Below are 19,965 nucleotides of genomic sequence, written 5' to 3'. Positions count from 1 at the left end.
TTTATTCATGCTTGTCGCAATTGCGATTTTTATCTTCACCATCATCCTGGTCATCTGGCAGCCCAAAGGCCTGGGTGTCGGCTGGAGCGCGACCATGGGCGCGATCCTCGCACTGGCCTGCGGCGTGATCAGCCTGGCGGACATCCCGGTGGTGTGGCACATCATCTGGAATGCCACCGGCACCTTTGTCGCGCTGATCGTCATCAGCCTGTTGCTGGACGAGGCCGGGTTCTTTGCCTGGGCTGCGCTGCATGTGGCCCGTTGGGGCCGTGGTCGCGGCCGGCGGTTGTTTGCCTACATGGTGCTGCTGGGCGCGTTGGTGTCGGCGCTGTTTGCCAATGACGGCGCGGCACTGATCCTCACGCCGATTGTGATGTCGATGCTGCTGGCGTTGCGTTTTTCTCCGGCGGCGACCCTGGCGTTCGTCATGGGCGCCGGGTTTATCGCCGACACGGCGAGCCTGCCGCTGGTGGTGTCGAACCTGGTGAACATTGTCTCGGCGGACTATTTCAAGATCGGCTTCAATGAATACGCAGCGGTGATGGTGCCGGTGAACCTGGTCAGCGTCGCCGCCACCCTGGCGGTGCTGTTGTGGTTTTTCCGCCGCGATATTCCGCAGACCTACGACCCGGCCGACCTGGCAGCCCCGGCCAGCGCCATTCACGACCACGCCACTTTTCGCGCCGGCTGGTGGGTGCTGGGTATCCTGCTGATCGGCTGCTTTGCCCTGGAACCGTTGGGGATTCCCATCAGCGCGATCTCTGCAGTGTGCGCGGTGTTGCTGCTGGTGATCGCCGCCAAAGGCCACAAGATTTCCACGCGCAAAGTGCTCAAGGAAGCGCCCTGGCAGATCGTGATCTTTTCCCTGGGCATGTACCTGGTGGTCTACGGGCTGCGCAACGCCGGGCTGACCACATACCTGGCGACCTGGCTCGACACCTTCGCCACCTACGGCGTATGGGGCGCGGCGATGGGCACCGGGGTGCTGACGGCATTGTTGTCTTCGGCAATGAACAACCTGCCGACCGTGTTGATCGGTGCGCTCTCCATCGAATCCAGCCATGCCGTGGGCGTGGTCAAGGACGCGATGATCTACGCCAACGTGATCGGCAGCGACCTCGGCCCGAAAATCACCCCCATCGGCAGCCTGGCCACCCTGCTGTGGCTGCATATCCTGGCGCGCAAAGGCATCACCATCACTTGGGGTTACTACTTCAAGGTCGGCATCGTCCTGACCTTGCCGGTGTTGCTGATCACTCTCGCCGCCCTCGCCTTGCGTCTTAGCCTCTGAAGGACATACGCCAATGAAAGTCTTGTTCATGTGTACCGCCAACAGCTGACGGAGCATTTTGTCCGAAGCGATGTTCAACCACCTGGCGCCAGAAGGGTTTGAGGCGGTCAGCTCCGGCAGCTTCCCCAAAGGCCAGGTGCTGCCCCGCAGCCTGAGCACGTTGCAGGCGGCAGGCATCCGCACGCAGGGCTTGTACAGCAAGGGCAACGACGCCTTTGAAGGCAGCCCGCCGGATGTGGTGATCACGGTGTGCGACAAGGCCGCCGGTGAAGCCTGCCCAGTGTATTTCGGCCCGGCGCTGAAGGCGCACTGGGGGTTGGCAGACCCTTCGGATGTCGGGCGACGAGGCGAGCATCCAAGCCGCATTCGACCCGAGCGGCTTGCCATTACCCGATGATGCCCCGCGTGAGCATCCGAAGGTGCAGGAGCTGTTGGAACGGATGCAATGGTCGGAAGGCCAGGTCTGGTGTTCCCCTGAACGACACGGTTCGATGTCGGCGGTGTTCAAAGCGCAAATCGACTGGGTGCCGTTGTCCTTGGGCGCGGTCCGCCCGACCCAGGGCAAAACCCTGGCGGTGATGCAAGTGTGCGGCGGTTCCCAGTCCTTCAACACGGTCAACCAACTGCGCGTACTCGGGCGTTGGATGCGTATGTTCACCATCCCCAATCAATCCTCGGTGCCCAAGGCGTTCATGGAGTTCGATGATCAGGACCGCATGAAACCCTCGGCGCTCTATGATCGCGTTGTCGACGTGATGGAGGAACTGGTGAAGTTCACCGTGCTGCTGCGTGATCGTCCGGATTTGGTCGACCGCTACTCGGAGCGCAGGGAAAGCGCCGAAGAACTGTCGCAACGGGTCAATCAACGGTCGATCTGAGCCTGGCTGACGGCGTATGCTCACGTCCATCCCATGACTGAGCCGACCCCATGAGCACCCTGCAACACGCCTGGCTGGGCGACTACGAAATCAACAGCGTCCACTGCTCCGGCCTGACCTTTGCCCGCCACAGCCACGACGAATGCGTGATCGGCGTGAACCTGGTGGGCGAAGAAAACGTGTGGCTGGACCGCCGCGAATTCGTGGCCGGGCCAGGCGCCATCACCTTGTACAACCCCGGGCAGATTCAGGGCGGCGGTGCGGCGGAAGGCGCGCCGTGGCAGTTTATCAGCCTGTACGTCAGCGCCGAGCAACTGGCCGCCGACCTGGGGTTGGCGCATGTCGAATTCGATCGATCGTTGTGTTTCCAGCCGGATCTGGCGCGGCGCCTGGCGGTTGTGGCAAAAGGCGCATCGAGCGGCGACGTTCTGGTCCGCGAGCTGAACGAAGACGCCCTGGTTGTGCTGCTGGGAGAAGTGGTCGGCCTCAGCGGCGTGCGCTTGCCCGGCAACGCGGCAGCCGGCAAAAGCCTGATCGGCCGCGCCCAGGAATTGCTCGCCGCACAGTTGCATCAATCGCTGCCCCTGGACCACCTCGGCGAGGCGCTGGGGTTGTCCAAGTTCCACCTGCTGCGCACCTTTCAAAAAGAGACCGGGCTCAGCCCTCGCCAGTGGGCCATGCAATTGCGCACGCGCCGCGCCAAAGGCCTGTTGCGCAATGGGATGGCGGCCGGCGAGGTCGCCCATCAGCTCGGTTTTGCCGACCAGAGCCACCTCAACCGGCATTTCCGCGCCGCCTATGGCCTCACGCCTGGCCGCTATCAGAGTGTGGCGAAACGCTGAACAGCACAATCTGGTCCAAGACAACGTGTGCGTGCGCCAGCACACTGCCCGCCATCACTTGATGGAGCATAGGGATGCTGGCGATCTTCTTTTACGCACTGGTATTCGGTTTTGTGTTTTGCCTGTCCCCCGGCGCTGTGCTGGCGGAGACCTTGCGCCGCGGTTTGCAACACGGTTTCACGCCGGCGTTGTTGGTGCAGGTCGGTTCGCTGGTCGGCGATGCGGTGTGGGCCGTGATCGGCCTGACCGGCATCGCGCTGTTGATCCAGCATGACGCCGTGCGCGTGCCGCTGACCCTCCTCTGCGCGCTCTATCTCGCCTGGCTCGGCGTGCGCAGCCTGCTCGACGCCTGGCGTTTGCCCGCAGCCGACAGCGCACCGGCCGGCTCCGGCACGAATGCGCTGGCGGTGGGCGCAGCCATTTCGCTGGCCAACCCGAAGAACATTGTGTACTGGGGGGCGTTGGGCAGCGCGTTGTCGGGCATCGTCGGGGCTACGCCCAGCCACACGCAGACGCTGATGTTTTTCGGCGGTTTCATGCTGGCCTCGGTGCTGTCGTGTTTTCTGACGGCCGCACTGGTCAATCTGCTGCGCAAGAACGCCTCGCCGACCTGGCAACGCATCAGTTACGCGGCGTGCGGTGTAGTCTTGATCTATCTCGCCGTTCTCGCCGCGCAAGGCATATGAAGTTATATATGCCCGGTAACTTGTGAATATGTTTTATCTGAATAGACTCTGAACACTTGGTATTTTAATTAATCATGCGTTGACATTCCGCAACTGGCTGAGTAGATTGCCCCTGCCCGCAATTGGGGCCTTTTTTAAACCTCACAAAAGAAGCCAATGGACACAGTATCTAGTCGCTGTCCGAGCACCGCGTTGGCGGGCATCGGGCGCCCAACCCAGAAGATGACAGGACTTGCCTCTCCGGTCCGGTAAGCTGCGCTAGAGCTTGTGCTCCACCGTAACTGCCTCACCGGTCGCCCGTCCGGTCCCGAGGTGTGTTATGACCTTCCAAACCTTTGTTGTAAAAGATGTACGAACGCTGGCCGCGACCCTGCGGGCCAAGCTGTGCCGAGCGCCCGCAGGCGTTTGTGTTGCCCGCCCAACCTTTGCCGTACCCTCCCCTCGAATGCGCCCGGCCCATCCGCTGGCGCACTGGCGTGCCTGCCCGACGACTGGCCGACTGCAGCAGCATTGGGTTCACGCCGCCCCTCAAGACCCACAGAGACGTAACGTTTCCAACCTGGCTGAAGCCCGCCTGATGCCCGCTCTTTACCTGGGCACTCGCGCCGCTTGACCGCTTGGAAACAGCAACTTTCTGATCAATACCCTGGAGTTCTTTTATGAACCTTTCCAGTAGTAGCCCGCTGCGCGCGCAGTAACTAACGCGCACTTAGCGGGCCCATTGAAAGTTATTCAACACCTTATTTGAACCGATCGCGAAGTCCGCGGCTCGGCATGCTTTCGCTCGCCTGTCATCAGGTCAGTACCGGGTATGTTTTGTCGAGAACTGGCGACAGGAGTACACACCATGAGCGCCGTAAAAAAACCGCCACAGCCCAACAAAAACCGCACCGACGCCGACACTCGGCTATCGATGCGGGCCGCCCGCGAAGCCCATAACGGCCTGTCGGCCACCCTGGCCAATGTGCGAGCCACTCTGGATGGCCTGACCGAGTTGGATGCCTCTGCACGCCTGCAACGGCAAGGCCATAACGAAGTCGCCCATGACAAGCCGCCTCACGCATTCATCCAGTTCCTGCAGGCGCTGAACAATCCGTTTATCTATGTACTGCTGACGCTGGGCGCGATCAGCTTCGTCACCGATTACTGGTTGCCGTTGCAGGCCGGTGAAGAAGTCGACCTGACCAAAGTCATCATCATCATGACCATGGTCCTGCTCAGCAGCCTGCTGCGGTTCTGGCAGGAGCACCGTTCGGCCAAATCCGCCGAAACGCTCAAAGCCATGGTCCGCACCACCGCCACCGTACTACGCCGCGAACAGGTCGGCGCCCAGCCAACCCTGCGCGAAGTGCCGATGCGCGAACTGGTGGCCGGCGATATCGTGCAGCTGTCGGCCGGCGACATGATCCCGGCCGACATCCGTCTGATCGAATCGCGTGACCTGTTCATCAGCCAGGCGGTGCTGACCGGCGAAGCCTTGCCCGTGGAAAAATACGACACGCTGGGGGACGTGACGCAAAAGTCCGCCAGTACCCTTGCCGCCGACCAGGGCAACTTGCTCGACCTGCCGAACATCTGCTTCATGGGCACCAACGTGGTCAGCGGCCGCGCCAAAGCCGTGGTGGTGGCCACCGGACCGCGCACCTACTTCGGCTCGCTGGCCAAGGCGATTGTCGGCTCGCGGGCGCAGACCGCGTTTGATCGCGGCGTGAACAGCGTCAGCTGGCTGCTGATCCGCTTCATGCTGGTGATGGTGCCGATCGTGTTCTTCCTCAACGGTTTCTCCAAGGGTGACTGGGGCGATGCCTTCCTGTTTGCCCTGGCGGTCGCCGTCGGCCTGACCCCGGAAATGCTGCCGATGATTGTCAGCGCCAACCTGGCCAAGGGCGCCACCGCCATGGCCAAGCGCAAAGTGGTGGTCAAGCGCCTCAACGCGATCCAAAACTTCGGTTCGATGGACGTGCTGTGTACCGACAAGACCGGCACCCTGACCCAGGACAAGATCATCCTCGAGCACCACGTCAACGCCTTTGGCCAGCGTGACGACGCGGTGCTGTCGCTGGCCTGGCTCAACAGCTATCACCAAAGCGGCATGAAGAACCTGATGGACCAGGCTGTGGTGCAGTTCTCGGCACAAAACCCCAAGTTCCAGGCGCCGTTTGCCTACAGCAAGGTCGATGAATTGCCGTTCGACTTTGTACGCCGTCGCCTGTCGATTGTGGTCAAGGACGCCGCCGGTGACCATCTGCTGGTGTGCAAGGGGGCCGTGGAAGAGATGCTGAGCATTGCCACCCACGTGATCGAAGCCGGCGCCGCAGTGCCGCTGGATCAGCGGCGTCGCGAGGCGTTGCTGGCGATTGCCAATGACTACAACGAAGACGGCTTTCGCGTGCTGGTGGTGGCCACCCGCAATATCCCGAACGCGTTGGCGCGCCGGCAGTACACCACCGCCGATGAGCGCAACCTGGTGATCCAGGGGTTCCTGACCTTCCTTGATCCGCCGAAGGAAACCGCAGGCCCGGCGATTGCGGCGCTGCAACAGATCGGCGTAGCGGTAAAAGTGCTGACCGGCGACAACGCGGTGGTCACCAGCAAGATCTGCCGCCAGGTCGGCCTCGACCCAGGCCAGCCGCTGCTCGGCGTGGACATCGAAGCAATGGACGATGCGACCCTGCAGCGCCGCGTGGAAGAGCGCACGGTGTTTGCCAAGCTGACACCGCTACAGAAGTCGCGGGTGCTCAAGGCCCTGCAAGCCAACGGCCACACTGTCGGCTTCCTCGGTGACGGCATCAACGATGCGCCGGCGCTGCGCGATGCCGACGTGGGGATCTCGGTGGACAGCGGCACCGACATCGCCAAGGAATCGGCCGACATCATCCTGCTGGAAAAGAGCCTGATGGTGCTGGAAGAAGGCGTGCTCAAGGGCCGCGAAACCTTCGGCAATATCATGAAGTACCTGAACATGACCGCCAGCTCCAACTTCGGCAACGTGTTCTCGGTGCTGGTGGCCAGTGCGTTCATTCCGTTCATGCCGATGCTGGCGATCCACCTGCTGCTGCAGAATCTGATGTACGACATCTCCCAACTGGCCTTGCCGTGGGACAAGATGGACAAGGAATACCTGGCCAAGCCACGCAAGTGGGACGCGAAAAACATCGGCCGCTTCATGCTGTGGATCGGGCCAACCTCGTCGATCTTCGACATCACCACCTTTGCGCTGATGTGGTACGTGTTCGCCGCCAACAGCGTGGAGATGCAGACCCTGTTCCAGTCCGGCTGGTTCATCGAGGGCCTGCTCTCGCAAACCCTGGTGGTGCATATGCTGCGCACCCGCAAGATCCCGTTCTTCCAGAGCACCGCGGCATGGCCGGTGTTGCTGATGACCGGTGTGGTGATCGCCCTGGGGATCTATGTGCCGTTCTCGCCGCTCGGCACCCTGGTGGGCCTGCAACCGCTGCCGCTGGCGTACTTCCCATGGCTGGCAGGCACCTTGCTCAGCTACTGCTGCGTGGCTCAACTGATGAAGACGATCTACATCCGCCGCTTCAAGCAGTGGTACTGATCACTCCCGCCGTTCAGACGGTGGCGGTCGCTCGGCGGCCACCGTGCATTACAAGGATTTCAAGCATGCGCGTGTTGATCTGTGCAGGTCGTCATTACGCCGACACCCAACGTTCCCGCCACGTGCTGGACGCTTACCACCGCCTGCGCCCGGTGCAGGTATTGATCCACGGCGGCAACCAGTTCCTCGGCAGCGAGATCGAGGAGTGGGCGCGGGAAATCGGCATCGACGTGGTGCGTTATCCGCCCAATTGGCAACGCCATGGCAAGCAGGCGGAACGCCAGCGCAACCATTTCATGCTGACCGACAGCCGCCCTGATGTGGTCATCGCCCTGCCCGGTGGCGATGACACGTCAGAGCTGGTCTGTCAGGCCAAAGCCAGCGGCATCTCGGTGCTGACCGTAGAAAGCTGAATTCAAGCGAGGCACAACATGTACAAAAAACACCGCCACCCCTCGGACAGGGTTACCCGCTATCGAGGCGCTCGCCATACCCTCTTGTTGTTACCGCCAGCCAAACGGCGGGCGTTACGGCGCAACCTGATGTTTATCGGGCTTACACTCAGCGTCGTCCTGCTCATCAGCCTATTCTCGAAGGCCTTCGCGGCAGGGGGCGCTTATGCAGTCGACGACGGCGCGATCAATGCGCCGGGCGAATGCAACGTCGACGCCTGGTACAGCGCCCACCGACACGACGGCGGCACGCACAATGAGACACTGTCGCCTGCCTGCACCTTCGAGGCCCTGCCCGCCGTGCAATGGGGCGCGGCATTGTCACGGGCCAACCGCGAGACGCAAGTGAGCCCGCAAGTGAAGGCGCAGGTAATGTCACGTCAGGACCTGCGCCTGGAGATAGCCGTGTCCGCCAGCGCCCACGTTGCCCTGGACCGGCGACATGCGTTTGATGGCGCGGACTTCAACGTGCCGTTGACGTGGCAACCGCTGGAGCCCCTGCGACTGAACCTGAATGCCGGCTGGACCCACGCGTATGACGACGGCGAACAAAACCAGCGTCTCACATGGGGCGCCGGCGCCGAATATCGGGTAGCGCACTCGTTGACGCTGATTGTCGAACGCTACGGCCAAAAAGGTGCTGAGCAGGCCTGGCAAGCGGGGCCGCGGTTCCACCTTGGGCCGTTGATCGACATCGATGTGGTGGTTGGGCGCAGCCTGGTCGCTGAACGCGCGCAATGGTTGACCACCGGCGCCACGTTGCGTTTCTAGGCGTCACGCCTTCGCAGGGGTGGCGTCCTCTGGCGGAACCCGATGACCGCGGGGTGGGCACGCCTTATGATGGCGCCATCGCGCCGCCCAGACAGAGAGAAAGCCCGTGAACCGTATCGAACAGATCGCCTTGATGGCGACCTACAACCAGTGGATGAACCGTAAAGTCTACGACGCGGCCGCGAAGCTGACGGACGCCGAACTACGGATGGACCGCCGCGCATTTTTCGGCTCGATCCTCGGCACGCTGAACCACCTGACACTGGGCGACACCGTGTGGCTCAAACGCTTTGCCCAGCACCCCGCCAGCCATGCGGCGCTGGCACCGTTAAGCGGCATTGCCGCGCCCACCGATCTCAAGCAACTGGCCTTCGCCGACCTGCACGAACTGGCCATCCACCGCGCCTGGCTGGATCGACTGATCATCGACTGGGCGCAAAGCCTGCGCGAGCCAGACCTCGACCTGCGCCTGCATTACCACAACATGCGCGGGGTCGCGGCGGACAAGCCGTTCTTCGGCCTGCTGGTGCATTTTTTCAATCATCAGACCCACCACCGGGGCCAGCTGACGACACTGCTGACCCAGGCCGGACACGATGTGGGCGATACCGACCTGCTCGCGCTGATCGACTGAACTCAGCGGGCGCTGAACTCGGCGTAAGCCTGCAACAAACGCGGAAAATCCTCCGGCCCGGGCAATTGTGCAAAGTGCTCGACCGCCGGCGTCGTGGCCCAGGGTAATTTCTCGCTGGTCCAGGTTTCCATGAACGGCGGATAATCCTCGGCATTCTCCAGCATCGTCGCACGCACATTGACGAACTCATCGATGCCATGGGGCCGTGTAAACAGCCAGCTCATGCAATGGGGGCAAAAGTAATGGCGGTCCACGCCATGCATGCCGCCGATCACCGGGCAACCCTGGGTCACGGTGAACGCGCTGGCGGGAATCAGCGCACTGAGGGAGAACGCGCTGGCGGTCATCTTCTGACAACCGGTGCAATGGCAGGCCATGGTGATCACGGGGGGCTGGCTCACACTGAAGCGCACGCGGTTACAACGGCAACTGCCTTCACGAGGCAGGTTCTCGACGCTCATCACTCACTCCTTTTTATGATTGGACTTGAGGCAGGGTAACGTCGAGCCTTGCTGTTGAGAAGGGCCAGGCCCGTAAACCGAACGCTGCGACCAGCACGGGGTCGTAATTGTAGGTGTCGGGATCAATCGCAGCCCGCCCTCCCCGCGTGCATTGTGGATCTGCAGATGCGCGTATACCCAAGAAGGAGACGCTTACATGGTCATTCACTTCAAGGTCGCCGGGCACTTAGCCTGCGGCCATCACGGCGGCAGCCTCCCCTCCAGCACCGAGCTGAACCGCGTCAAATGCCGAACCTGCCGCAACACCGAGGCCTACAAGGAAGCGCGCCGCACCCAGCGCAACGCCGCCCGCCGAGCTTCGCGCGCAGCCAAGACCCACACCTCCAGCGACTGGCGCAGCGCCTGGGCGCAACACTTGACCGACCTGCCAGGGTTGCAGCGCCTGCCACGCGGCTTCAGTGGTCAGCCCTTCGTGTAGTCCCAAGCAGCAGAAGCCCCGGTTGCGCCGGGGCTTGGTTCTGCTGAATCAGTCACTCAGTCATCATTGGACCCCGACCTGCCACGCGCCTTGCGCACCGACAGCGTGGCCGCATAGGCCAGCGCCTGCTCGCGGGAATCGAAGGACGCCAACCGGTCCTGAGCCGTACACACCCGCCACGGCCCGAAATTGACCTGCACGATGTCATACCCATTCAGATGCAGCTTCTTGAGTGTTGGAGCGCTCATAGTCACCTCGCTTTTCCTGAGATTTCCAAGCGTTGCACGGCCTACCTTACACCCGCATCCAGCGCCGTTGCGGACCGCATGTCGCAGCGGCTTATGCCCAAGGCCGCCACTGCTGAGTCGTCCACTCTGAAGCAGCGTGACGGCGTATTGCCGCACCTGTCATTTATGAGGCGTATTCGCCGGCCCTGGGAATCTTCGGCTTTTGCTCAAAAGCCGATGTAGATCACTGATCTATCGAGCTTTTTCATCCCGATGTTTGTGCAAGAAAGGCAACCTCCGACCTTGCGCCCTGGCGCCCGGATCTATATATTCCCAACCCTGCTGCACCGCGCTGCCGCCCGAATGGCGAAACTGGTAGACGCATGGGACTTAAAATCCCCCGCTCGTAAGGGCGTGCCGGTTCGATTCCGGCTTCGGGCACCATAGATATCAAGGGCTTGCATGATGAACTTCATGCGAGCCCTTATCTTTTTTGCTCCGCAATTTTCAGACCTGTTCCGCAACTCTCCATTCCCCGGCGTCCTGCCGACCGAACACCAACGCCTATTTTGAAACACTCCTCACATACGCCTGGCACGCCCACAGCGCGATCAATCCTTGATCGCCGTCACCGGTGATGGCGAGAATTCGTTGAGCACTCGGTGACGGATGGTCCAGGCCACGGCGATCTGTCCGTCCAGACCTGCACCACGGACCTCACGCCAAAGGGGGGGCGCGCCAAGATATCCCGGTCTTTTCCGGTTGCAGTCATACTTTTCTCCCTACGAAAAAACCCCGCACAACGGCGGAGATTAGAGGTGAACAGCAGCTTGGTTTACGTGGGCGCGCGGTGCAGTACCAAGATGAATATTGGCAATACAGCTATTGCGACAACGAGTTCCCGCACCGTTATTATTTGACAGCCTCTAGATGGGGCACATCGCTATCATCTGCGCCAAATTACGCATAGCAGAAGGAGCGTGTTAATCGTGTTGAGACCCGCCAAAACTACCAATCGCCACGGATGGGTTTGGGTCTACAGAAAAATCAGACACCTTGGATTCTCTCATTTTACTGCTTTTTACAGGGTCAGCCTCTACGTTCTACGAGGAGATACCGGAACTTTCAGGTTCAAATATGGCTGGCAAAAATTCCGCTTCCGCCGTTAATTACGGATGGCGCCGGGCTTAAAGGTTTACGCCCGACGCGTGCCCTCATGCGAACTTAAAATCCCCCGCTCGTAAGGGCGTGACGGTTCGATTACGGCTTTGGGTACCATGGATATCAAGGGCGTGCATGATGAACTTCATGCAGGCCCTTATTTTTTTGAGCCACAATCATCTGTCCGGCTCCGCAATTCCCCATTCCTAAGCGTCTGGCCAACCGAACACCAGGTCTTTCGCCGTGCCCTCACTTTGTAGCGCAAGGTTCTGAACTTGCCGTCCAATACATCTATTACAAACAAATACCCCACGACAATCACATTATTCTTCCGTGCATTTTTCCTGTGCCTGACCGCTTCGGCTCGAAAGATAAAACCCACCCCACCGTACCGGCCCACCTTTTCTTTAGTGAAGTTGAGAGTCATCCCTATTTGACTTACAAACCCTGCAGCCAGGTGAAAAACTTAGTTACGCGAAGTATTAGCATTTACATCATTGGACTCAGACCTAAATACCGATAAATAGGCACTTTTATAACTCATCGCACCTTGCTTTAATTGAGGCAGACGCCTTACCCTCCACGCCCGATAAAAAACGCAACCAGTACTAAGTAGTGCGCGTCTTGCCGCGCGAGACGAGTATCAATTTCAATTAGAGAAATACACATGAATCATCAACAGATCTCTGAACAATCTGAAGACGAGGAATATAGTCAAGTCGCCCGCGCAGCGGCAGCCTCGCGATGCACTTGGATGAGCGTCATCGTCAATATCGCGCTGTCGTGCACACAGATTGTCGTAGGCGTAGTGTCAAAATCCCAGGGGCTTGTAGCCGATGGTATTCACTCGCTATCAGACTTGATCGCCGATTTCGTAGTGCTGTTCGCCAGCCACAAAAGCAAGGAGGATGCCGACGAAGGTCACCCCTATGGGCATCTGCGTTTCGAGACCGCCGCATCCATGGTATTGGGCATACTGTTGTTGATCGTGGGCGTGGGCATGATCGGTTCTGCAGTGTTCAAGCTTGAAACCCCTGAATCGATTCCAACGGTACACATTGCGGCCTTATGGGTTGCCATCGCAGCGCTGGTGGCCAAGGAGCTGTTGTTTCGCTTTATGCTGCGGGTGGCCAAAAAAGTTAAGTCTAGTCTGTTGGTTGCCAACGCCTGGCACGCAAGGTCCGACGCCGCGTCCTCCTTGGTTGTCGGCATAGGTATTGTGGGCAATCTGGCGGGCTACCCGATTCTTGACCCGATTGCTGCGCTGGTTGTTGGAGGCATGATCGCCAAGATGGGTTGGAGTTTCACTTGGGATTCATTGCACGACCTGATGGACCGATCGGCTGATGAGCAGGAAGTCGAAACTATCCGCAATACGCTTAAAAATACCCCCGGCATTAAAGGTGTACATGATCTACGCACTCGAAAAATGGGGGACATGATCATTGTCGACGCTCATATCGAAGTGGATGCCTCAATTACCGTTGAGGAAGGTCATGCCATTGCAGTTTGCGCAAGGGAAAATGTGATGCAGATTCATCGTGTTTTGAATCTTATGACGCATGTAGATCCCTGGCACCGCCCCGACCTTGATCATTAACCTGGCGCGACGCCGGCAACACGATCCGCCGACAGGGATAGTGCAAAAGCAACTCGCCAAGCATCACAGACATATCACAAATTTTTCACACAACACTTGATTGTCCAAGTACCGAAACAAACTTAAGCCTGCGAAATACTCTCAATTATTTTTATTCATGAGCGCTTTAACCAGAACGCTTAAATATTGAAATAACAGGCCAATAGTATTAATTCAAACCACCGTCACTTAATGCTGAGACGCTCGGTTTTGAGATTCGTACTACCCCCAACCCCATGCTTTCTCACGGCACTAAACAAGCGCAAGTTCGCGTCATCGACAGGAGCAGAAACCGAGTGTATTGGCTGGGGTGGCTGCCAGGCGCCGGAGTGAATTATTACTTTTTCAACAACAATGCTTTCCAGTCTTTGGGATTTATCAAAATCTCCATAGGCATAAACTAAACCCAGCTTCCAAACAAAGCGACGAAGCGCGAATCCATAGGGTCCAAGCAAACCACCCTCCCGCGCCTCGTAGAGCCTTCGGCCATAGCCAATCCGACTGAAGACGTAAATCGTTTGCATCGTTGGGACACTGAAAAAATGAAACTGTTTAAAATGTTGATTGCTGCTTCTTTTGTAATGCTGGGTAGCCAGATGGCGTTTGCCGATGAGCCTGCCGTTGAGCAATACAGCTACAGCTCGCACCTCGACATTGCCAAAGTGATTCACATGGACTCCATCCCTGACAATGTCTGTGCCGTAGTCCCTGTCCAGATGACCTACCTGGACCACCAAGGTCACGTACATGTCATGCAATACAGTGTCATGGCTAACGGTTGCTCCAACAGCTAACAGAGTCCCGACAAAGCCTGCCTGATGACAGGCTTGTTAAAACGCCCCACTGGGGCAAGCTGGGGGAAGTTCCCAGCACTATTTCCCGCCCTCTGCATCGGTGATGCAGACTAACCCCGCCCAGTGCGGGGTTTTTTATGCGCCGACAAAACCAAGCCAAGCCCAAGGAGCGCCAACTGCTGAAGCGGCGCTGCTCGATGAAAAGGCCTGGAACACGTCCAGGCCTTTTTCGAGTCGAACAACACTCGATTGCGTTCTATCAGCCAGATTGATCGAGTGTCACGTCATCCCGAGGTTGAGCCCACTCTAAGTTACGGTCGCCGGCATCCTCCAACGCCATCCGCCTATTCGATACGACGGTATCCAAGTTGTTGACATGGATCGCCTTGTTCCACCTGACTGAACTTACATCGTATTTAGCGGCAAGTGCTTTGACCTGTGCCAAACAAACTAACGGCGAAGTCTCTTCACGGCTGCCGCCTTCGGCAATAATTGCGAATTTCCACGCATCAAGATCCATCATGTGTTGGGCTCTGACGCGTCGGACCTTCTTGTGATCGCTCTTTATATAATGTATCTCGTAATCTGCCTGCATAAGTACCTGGCATTGTCTTTGATTATCACTCTTGCGTTGAATGTGCCACGACAGAGCCCCTCAGCTTTTGAAATGACAATCAAGCCAGTGGTCCAGCTCAGAGGCGGAATGGCGTTCGCGCGCGGGCACGTGGGCCAGGCTTTCCGCGACCCGGAGTCTATTTTCCAGGCTCGTGTCATAGCCTCTGGTTATTAAGAAGATCTCAATATACTCGGAGGGACTAATGACTTTACTGTCGCCCACGAGAACCGCTTTTACATTGGCTTTTTCGTGAAACTGGTTTTTATACGTATATTCCAATTGGCTCACCTTTTTAAGAGGGAATTTATTTCCCTACTTAAAATATGATCCTGTTTTTGCGGATTGACTCCAAAGTCAGCTATTTTATTTTTTAATGATGAGTGATTTAACAGTCAAAAATGTAACGTTCTTTATATGGCTCTTCAGCGCACAAAAACAGGAGGCCCGTGTGGCGCTGTCGTCGATAGCCGGGGAGTTCGATATACCCAATCAACAACGACCTATTGAGGCACTCTCCAGTATCCGGCACACTCCCGGGACTCTTGGAAAAAGGAATTCACCGATGCCATTCTCATTGGAAGAAAGAACAGCGTTGCTCGCACTCAAGGGGGTAGGCCCCACGGTGATTACCCGGCTTGAACAGATGGGCATTGAATCGCTGGACGCACTCAGCCAATCCAATGTGGGGGACATCCTCGCCCAAGCCTCTGCGGCATTGGGCTCGACGTGCTGGAAGAACAGCCCACAAGCGCGCGCGGCCATCACTGCGGCCGTGGCGCTTGCAAGACGCAACCCGCAGCGGTAAACGCGTTCAAGCGCCTCCCGCAGGGGTTGCTTGCTGACTACCTGCGCGGTCTAGCGTGGCTTCATCGCAGACAGCACGATTGATTCAACGAGACGCCGAGCAGCGACAAACTTGTGTTCGCTTGGCGTACTCCACTCGTTGTAGAGCACCGGGCCTTTGTCACTCACCCAGACATCGCCATCTTTCAGAATGCGGAACGCCCAGATTTCTGGCCACGCTTCTCTCCCCTGCTCGTCCAGCGTGTGCTTGCGAAGCACCACGCGACCAAAGGTGCCGCTGCCCTCATTAGCATAGAGCAGATTCGCTCTGATCAGGCCGAAATGACCTTCAAGCTGGAAGTAACCCTCTGGCGGAACGGTAAAGCTCACGCCAAAACGGCTGTGCGTAGATGTGAAGAGTTCAGAAAGACGCGTTCGCAGGCCTTCAGTGTACTTGGCGACTTGCTCGATATCCTGGACGACATGTCCGATACCGTTCAGCGACTCTTCAGCATATGCATCAAACAACATGGTCGGGTTTCCTTTATGGCTGGATGAGCGTCGTGTCGGGTTGCCCTCAACCCGTGTGCCAACCTGCACCCAACCAGTTTGGCGGCTCGGTGCCGGTCATCACTTGATCTGCGCTAAAGCATCGGCGAACTGCTGACCACCCGCAACGCCAACCCTTCATACGCGTCCAGGGTAATGGTGAACGCCCCTTCGGCCGTCAGATCGCCCTCGACCCGTTCATTGATGATGTCCACCACCGGCCCCGGCGCGATATTGGGCAGGTGCAGGGTTTCGGTGATCGGCGTGCTGCCGAAGTTCAACGCGGTGATTTGTGTGCCTTTACCGGCCGGCAGTTCGTGGACCATGACCAACAAACCAGGATGTTCGACGTCCGGCACCAGGATCTGGCGACTGGCCGCGATGTCATAGGCACGGCGCACGGCGAGGATTTTCTGCAACTGGGAGGCGAACGAGTCCGGGTCCTGCAATTGGCGGTTGAGGCTGCCGTACAGGGTTTTCGAACGCGGCATCTGCCCCGCCGAAAGCTCGGCCTGCGGGTTCAGGTCCACCAGGTCATAGGCGCCGCGGTGTATCCAGCGGGTATCGCCATCAGTCATCAGGTGCGCGACGTCATCCGCCGCCAACGGCAATGCACCGACCAGGTCCCAGCCGGACAAGGCGAACACGCCGGGCTGCATGGCGTTGTACATCACCAGGAGCAAATGGATCTGGCGAATCTGCTCGACATCGGCCGGCGTGATCGCCGCAAGGTCACGAATGCCGAGGGCCGCCGTGATGATGCTGGCGGTGGTGCAGGACACGCCATTGGTGACGAACTTGAGGTTGTATGGTGCATGTTCGCCGGCCAGGCGCTCGTACATCTGCTCGCGGATATGCTCGCGCAGGATGTTGCCGGGAAATGTCTGACCCTGGTAGAGGAAACTGTCATGGGCATGCAGGGTCCAGAAATGCACGAGTTCCAGGGTCAGTTCGTCATGGTTTTGCAAGGCATGGATCAGCGAGCCGGGGTCGATGCCGAGGTTGTGCATCTGGCGCAGCATCAGGCGCAGGAACTCGGTGTCGCCCATCAGCAACGCATGCTGATAGGCCGGACGCGTGATGAAGTCGTAGGAGAGATCAGCACCGCCGTGGGACATCGACGCGATGTCGTCCAGCGTCAGGTTCAGTTCCTGGAAGCTGAAACCGCCAGCCTTGCGAATCGCGCCGCCAAGCAATTGATTACCGGTGATCGACAGCGGATGGCTTTCCGACCAGGCCGTGCCGTCGAGCTTGCGCTCCACACCGAGGAAACCGTTGGCGTCCAGGCGCAGGATCTTGGCGCCCATCACATCGATCGCGTGCAGCGCATCGCCAATGATCATCTGCTGCGCGGCGAAGGATGGATCGAGCCAGTTAAGCGACGGTTGGCCCTCCTTGAAGTAATGCAGGTAGACCCAGCGCCGCGGCTTGCCATCGACGCCGATGACCACCGGCGTGGTGCTCCAGTCGGTTTCCTTCACGCCAGGCTCGAAGAAAATCACCCGCTGCAACTGGCCGACGATGTAGTGTTTATCGCGCAGCGCGTCCACCTGCAGCGGGCTGAGGTTCTGGGCATCGCGCCCGTCGGCGACCTCCGGCAGCAACGGCCAGTCTTCCTCGCGGATTTCCACCATGTGGTAGAGCCCCGGGTAGTCCTCGTAGGCCATCTCGGCCAGGCGGAAATCCGCGCCCTTGCCGGTGTGCGAGGGGATCACATCGTCGATGATCACCGCATTGTGAGCCGCCGCCATGCGTGTCAGCGCCTGCAACTGCGCCTCGGTGCCCAACTGCGGGTCGATGTCGAAGCTGATGCGGTCGAAATTGCCATCGATGGTCGGCGTGTGTTCCATCCCGGCCAAGCCGCCGGACTTTTTCAGCGGGCCGTTGTGAATACCCTGGATACCGATCTTCGACAAGGCATGCCACAGCGCCTCATCGCCCAGCGCTTCGAGCACCGTGCCGTTTTCACGGGTGACAATCGACGCCGGATACGCGGTGAACCACACCGACGACAAGGCCGAAGCATCACGCGGCCGGGTATGTGCATACGGCTGTTGCCACAGGCGCCCTTGCCCCGAATAGAGCTTGGCGCGCTGGCGCGCCGCGTGCAGCATCGACTGTTGCACCAGCCAGTTCACATGATCGTTGTCAGCCGCCGTCATAAGCCCATTACCTGTTGTCGTGAAAAGGTTACTCGTAAGCATAGGAGCGGCGAGCGGGGCTATTCGTTGCATCGCAATGCCGGCGGTTAGCCCAACTGGCGGTACTGCCTCGGCGTAAACCCCGTCGACGCCTTGAACTGGCGGCTGAACGCGCTGTGGTCGGTGTAACCGCACTGCAGCGCGACGTCGGTGATCGGCAGGTCGCTGTGCAGCAAGCGATGGGCGTGCTCCAGGCGCACTTTCTGGATCATCTGCCGCGGCGTCAGGTGGAACACGCGCTTGCAGTAGCGCTCCAGCTGCGCCACCGAGATCCCGGCGATACGCGTCAGTTCGCCCAAGGTCACGCGCCGATTGAAGTGCGTGCGAATGTGCGCGTCCACGGCGGCCAGGCGTTGGTAGGCGGGGTGGGTTTCGCTGGCCGATTGCAGGTCGACGGAAATGCCGGCCAGGCCGATGATCTGCCCGACGTGGTTGTACAGCGGCCACTTGTGGGTCAGGCACCAGCCCGGTTCGCGGCTGCCATAGAGATGCAACTCGAGCTGATCCGCCAATACAAACCCCTGCTCCAGCACGCGCCGGTCCTGCTCGGTATAACCCGGCCCCAATTGCGCGGGGAACACCTCGGCGCTGGTTTTGCCGAGCAACGGTTGCAGTTGCTTGAGCCCGCAACGCTGCACCAGGGTGCGGTTGGCGAGCACATAGCGGGCGTCGAGATCCTTGATGAAAATCGCGGCATTGGGGATCACGTCGAGCATCGGCAGCAGTTGCATGACGCCGGCCAATAACTGCTCGATACTCTGCGGGCGATTCGCCTCGCGCCCTTGGCACAGGGCTGCAAACGCACTCTGCAACATCACTCCGCCCCCCTCTTTGCGCCTCGACGTCCAGCAGATTGCCCCATGCACGGGATGCTGTCGAGCGTAGAAAACTGTGCTGAATTCGTCATCCAACCCGGCGCAAAACATCAATCGTCGCAGCGCTGACGCGTTCACGATATGGCCACTGCATGCCTATCCCATCGGCCAGGTTCACCCCTGAATGGAGCGTGTCATGAAACGACTGCACGTCATCGACTCTCACACCGGCGGCGAACCCACGCGCCTGGTGATGGACGGATTCCCCGCACTGGCCGGCAACAGCATCGCCGCGCAACTCGACAACCTGCGCACCCACCACGACGCATGGCGACGCGCCTGCCTGCTGGAACCGCGTGGCAACGATGTGCTGGTGGGCGCCTTGTATTGCGCGCCGGTCACACCGGGCGCCACCTGCGGCGTGATCTTCTTCAACAACGCCGGCTACCTCGGCATGTGCGGCCACGGCACGATCGGCCTGGTTACCTCGCTGCACTATCTGGGGCGCATCGAGCCGGGCGTACACACCGTCGACACGCCCGTCGGGCCGGTGGCGGCCACACTGCATGCAGACGGCGCCGTGACCCTGCGCAACGTGCCCGCCTACCGTTTTCGCCAACGGGTAGCGGTGGAGGTGCCGGGGCATGGCGTGGTCCATGGCGATATCGCCTGGGGCGGCAACTGGTTCTTCCTGGTGTCGGAGCACGGCCAGGCGCTGCAGATGGATAACGTCGACGCCCTGACCGACTACACCTGGGCGATGCTCAAGGCCCTCGAACGCCAAGGCATCTATGGCGAAGACGGCGCACTGATCGACCATATCGAGTTGTTTGCCGATGACGCCCACGCCGACAGCCGCAACTTTGTCATGTGCCCGGGCAAAGCCTACGACCGCTCGCCCTGCGGCACCGGCACCAGCGCCAAGCTCGCCTGCCTGGCCGCCGATGACAAACTCGCGCCGGGTGAAACCTGGGTACAAGCCAGCATCACCGGCAGCCAGTTCGAAGGCCGCTATGAATGGGACGGCGAACGCGTGCGCCCGTACATCACCGGTCGCGCCTACATGACCGCCGACAGCACCCTGCTGATCGATGCGCAGGACCCTTTCGCCTGGGGCATCTGAGC

Annotated in this window: 18 protein-coding genes, 1 tRNA gene and 4 pseudogenes; 15 read left to right on the top strand and 8 right to left on the bottom strand. The window is 59.5% G+C overall.

What is annotated here, in order from left to right; genetic code table 11:
* Positions 1–7: 7 nt before the first annotated feature.
* The 9 genes and pseudogenes from MOQ67_RS15490 to MOQ67_RS15450 all read left to right on the top strand — a co-directional run bounded on the left by MOQ67_RS15490 (position 8) and on the right by MOQ67_RS15450 (position 9,116).
* Positions 8–1,291 (top strand): arsenic transporter, encoded by a 1,284-nt coding sequence (locus MOQ67_RS15490; RefSeq protein WP_046489451.1) that lies wholly within the window; start codon positions 8–10, stop codon positions 1,289–1,291.
* 70 nt (positions 1,292–1,361) lie between these two features.
* A pseudogene (locus MOQ67_RS15485) lies at positions 1,362–1,659 on the top strand (arsenate reductase/protein-tyrosine-phosphatase family protein); the annotation flags it as partial.
* Positions 1,657–2,169 (top strand): annotated as a pseudogene (arsH, locus tag MOQ67_RS15480) (arsenical resistance protein ArsH); the annotation flags it as partial. The pseudogenes MOQ67_RS15485 and arsH, both read left to right, overlap by 3 nt.
* A gap of 50 nt (positions 2,170–2,219) precedes the next feature.
* On the top strand, positions 2,220–3,011 hold the full coding sequence (locus MOQ67_RS15475) for an AraC family transcriptional regulator (RefSeq protein WP_046489450.1): 792 nt from the start codon (positions 2,220–2,222) through the stop codon (positions 3,009–3,011).
* 74 nt (positions 3,012–3,085) lie between these two features.
* Positions 3,086–3,697: a LysE family transporter gene (locus MOQ67_RS15470; RefSeq protein ID WP_017846331.1), complete on the top strand. Its 612-nt coding sequence runs from the start codon at positions 3,086–3,088 to the stop codon at positions 3,695–3,697.
* Between the two features lie 847 nt (positions 3,698–4,544).
* Complete coding sequence (gene mgtA, locus MOQ67_RS15465) at positions 4,545–7,259, top strand: magnesium-translocating P-type ATPase (protein WP_448675516.1); 2,715 nt, start codon at positions 4,545–4,547, stop codon at positions 7,257–7,259.
* A gap of 65 nt (positions 7,260–7,324) precedes the next feature.
* Complete coding sequence (locus MOQ67_RS15460) at positions 7,325–7,672, top strand: DUF2493 domain-containing protein (RefSeq protein WP_046383555.1); 348 nt, start codon at positions 7,325–7,327, stop codon at positions 7,670–7,672.
* A gap of 18 nt (positions 7,673–7,690) precedes the next feature.
* Positions 7,691–8,482: a hypothetical protein gene (locus MOQ67_RS15455; RefSeq protein ID WP_198718576.1), complete on the top strand. Its 792-nt coding sequence runs from the start codon at positions 7,691–7,693 to the stop codon at positions 8,480–8,482.
* A gap of 106 nt (positions 8,483–8,588) precedes the next feature.
* Complete coding sequence (locus tag MOQ67_RS15450) at positions 8,589–9,116, top strand: DinB family protein (protein WP_198718577.1); 528 nt, start codon at positions 8,589–8,591, stop codon at positions 9,114–9,116.
* A 2-nt stretch (positions 9,117–9,118) separates the two neighbouring features.
* Here MOQ67_RS15450 and MOQ67_RS15445 read toward each other — a convergent pair whose 3' ends face one another.
* On the bottom strand, positions 9,119–9,577 hold the full coding sequence (locus tag MOQ67_RS15445) for a GFA family protein (RefSeq protein WP_017846336.1): 459 nt from the start codon (positions 9,575–9,577) through the stop codon (positions 9,119–9,121).
* A 196-nt stretch (positions 9,578–9,773) separates the two neighbouring features.
* On the opposite strand from MOQ67_RS15445, the gene MOQ67_RS15440 reads away from it, so the two are divergent.
* A complete protein-coding gene (locus tag MOQ67_RS15440) occupies positions 9,774–10,055 on the top strand; it encodes a hypothetical protein (protein WP_017846337.1) in 282 nt (93 codons plus the stop codon).
* A 56-nt stretch (positions 10,056–10,111) separates the two neighbouring features.
* Here MOQ67_RS15440 and MOQ67_RS15435 read toward each other — a convergent pair whose 3' ends face one another.
* Positions 10,112–10,303: a hypothetical protein gene (locus MOQ67_RS15435; protein ID WP_017846338.1), complete on the bottom strand. Its 192-nt coding sequence runs from the start codon at positions 10,301–10,303 to the stop codon at positions 10,112–10,114.
* 336 nt (positions 10,304–10,639) lie between these two features.
* Between MOQ67_RS15435 and MOQ67_RS15430 the strand changes: the two genes are divergently transcribed.
* A tRNA-Leu gene (locus tag MOQ67_RS15430) sits at positions 10,640–10,726 on the top strand.
* A gap of 120 nt (positions 10,727–10,846) precedes the next feature.
* On the opposite strand, the pseudogene MOQ67_RS15425 reads toward MOQ67_RS15430, so the two are convergent.
* Positions 10,847–10,939 (bottom strand): annotated as a pseudogene (locus MOQ67_RS15425) (lysis protein); the annotation flags it as partial.
* Positions 10,933–11,054 (bottom strand): annotated as a pseudogene (locus MOQ67_RS15420) (cell wall hydrolase); the annotation flags it as partial. The pseudogenes MOQ67_RS15420 and MOQ67_RS15425, both read right to left, overlap by 7 nt.
* Positions 11,055–12,110: 1,056 nt before the next feature.
* Between MOQ67_RS15420 and MOQ67_RS15415 the strand changes: the two are divergent.
* A complete protein-coding gene (locus MOQ67_RS15415; RefSeq protein WP_198718578.1) occupies positions 12,111–13,043 on the top strand; it encodes a cation diffusion facilitator family transporter in 933 nt (310 codons plus the stop codon).
* A gap of 596 nt (positions 13,044–13,639) precedes the next feature.
* On the top strand, positions 13,640–13,876 hold the full coding sequence (locus MOQ67_RS15410) for a DUF2790 domain-containing protein (protein ID WP_169884367.1): 237 nt from the start codon (positions 13,640–13,642) through the stop codon (positions 13,874–13,876).
* Positions 13,877–14,135: 259 nt separating this feature from the next.
* Here the strand turns inward: MOQ67_RS15410 and MOQ67_RS15405 are convergent, their stop codons facing one another.
* Positions 14,136–14,399: a hypothetical protein gene (locus MOQ67_RS15405; protein WP_198718579.1), complete on the bottom strand. Its 264-nt coding sequence runs from the start codon at positions 14,397–14,399 to the stop codon at positions 14,136–14,138.
* 655 nt (positions 14,400–15,054) lie between these two features.
* Between MOQ67_RS15405 and MOQ67_RS15400 the strand changes: the two genes are divergently transcribed.
* Positions 15,055–15,297, top strand: a complete 243-nt coding sequence (locus tag MOQ67_RS15400) for a Pathogenicity locus (protein WP_104903255.1) — start codon at positions 15,055–15,057, stop codon at positions 15,295–15,297.
* Between the two features lie 50 nt (positions 15,298–15,347).
* Here MOQ67_RS15400 and MOQ67_RS15395 read toward each other — a convergent pair whose 3' ends face one another.
* The 3 genes from MOQ67_RS15395 to MOQ67_RS15385 all read right to left on the bottom strand — a co-directional run bounded on the left by MOQ67_RS15395 (position 15,348) and on the right by MOQ67_RS15385 (position 18,840).
* Entirely contained in the window at positions 15,348–15,806 is a 459-nt protein-coding gene (locus tag MOQ67_RS15395) for a hypothetical protein (RefSeq protein ID WP_017846344.1), read from the bottom strand.
* Positions 15,807–15,919: 113 nt separating this feature from the next.
* Complete coding sequence (gene treS / locus MOQ67_RS15390; RefSeq protein ID WP_198718769.1) at positions 15,920–17,986, bottom strand: maltose alpha-D-glucosyltransferase; 2,067 nt, start codon at positions 17,984–17,986, stop codon at positions 15,920–15,922.
* 86 nt (positions 17,987–18,072) lie between these two features.
* On the bottom strand, positions 18,073–18,840 hold the full coding sequence (locus MOQ67_RS15385; protein ID WP_102617052.1) for an AraC family transcriptional regulator: 768 nt from the start codon (positions 18,838–18,840) through the stop codon (positions 18,073–18,075).
* A gap of 196 nt (positions 18,841–19,036) precedes the next feature.
* Between MOQ67_RS15385 and MOQ67_RS15380 the strand changes: the two genes are divergently transcribed.
* A complete protein-coding gene (locus MOQ67_RS15380) occupies positions 19,037–19,963 on the top strand; it encodes a 4-hydroxyproline epimerase (RefSeq protein ID WP_198718770.1) in 927 nt (308 codons plus the stop codon).
* The last annotated feature ends 2 nt before the right edge of the window (positions 19,964–19,965 follow it).

This window comes from Pseudomonas sp. LY-1, from assembly GCF_053502595.1.
This window is presented reverse-complemented; position numbering and strand designations above follow the sequence as displayed.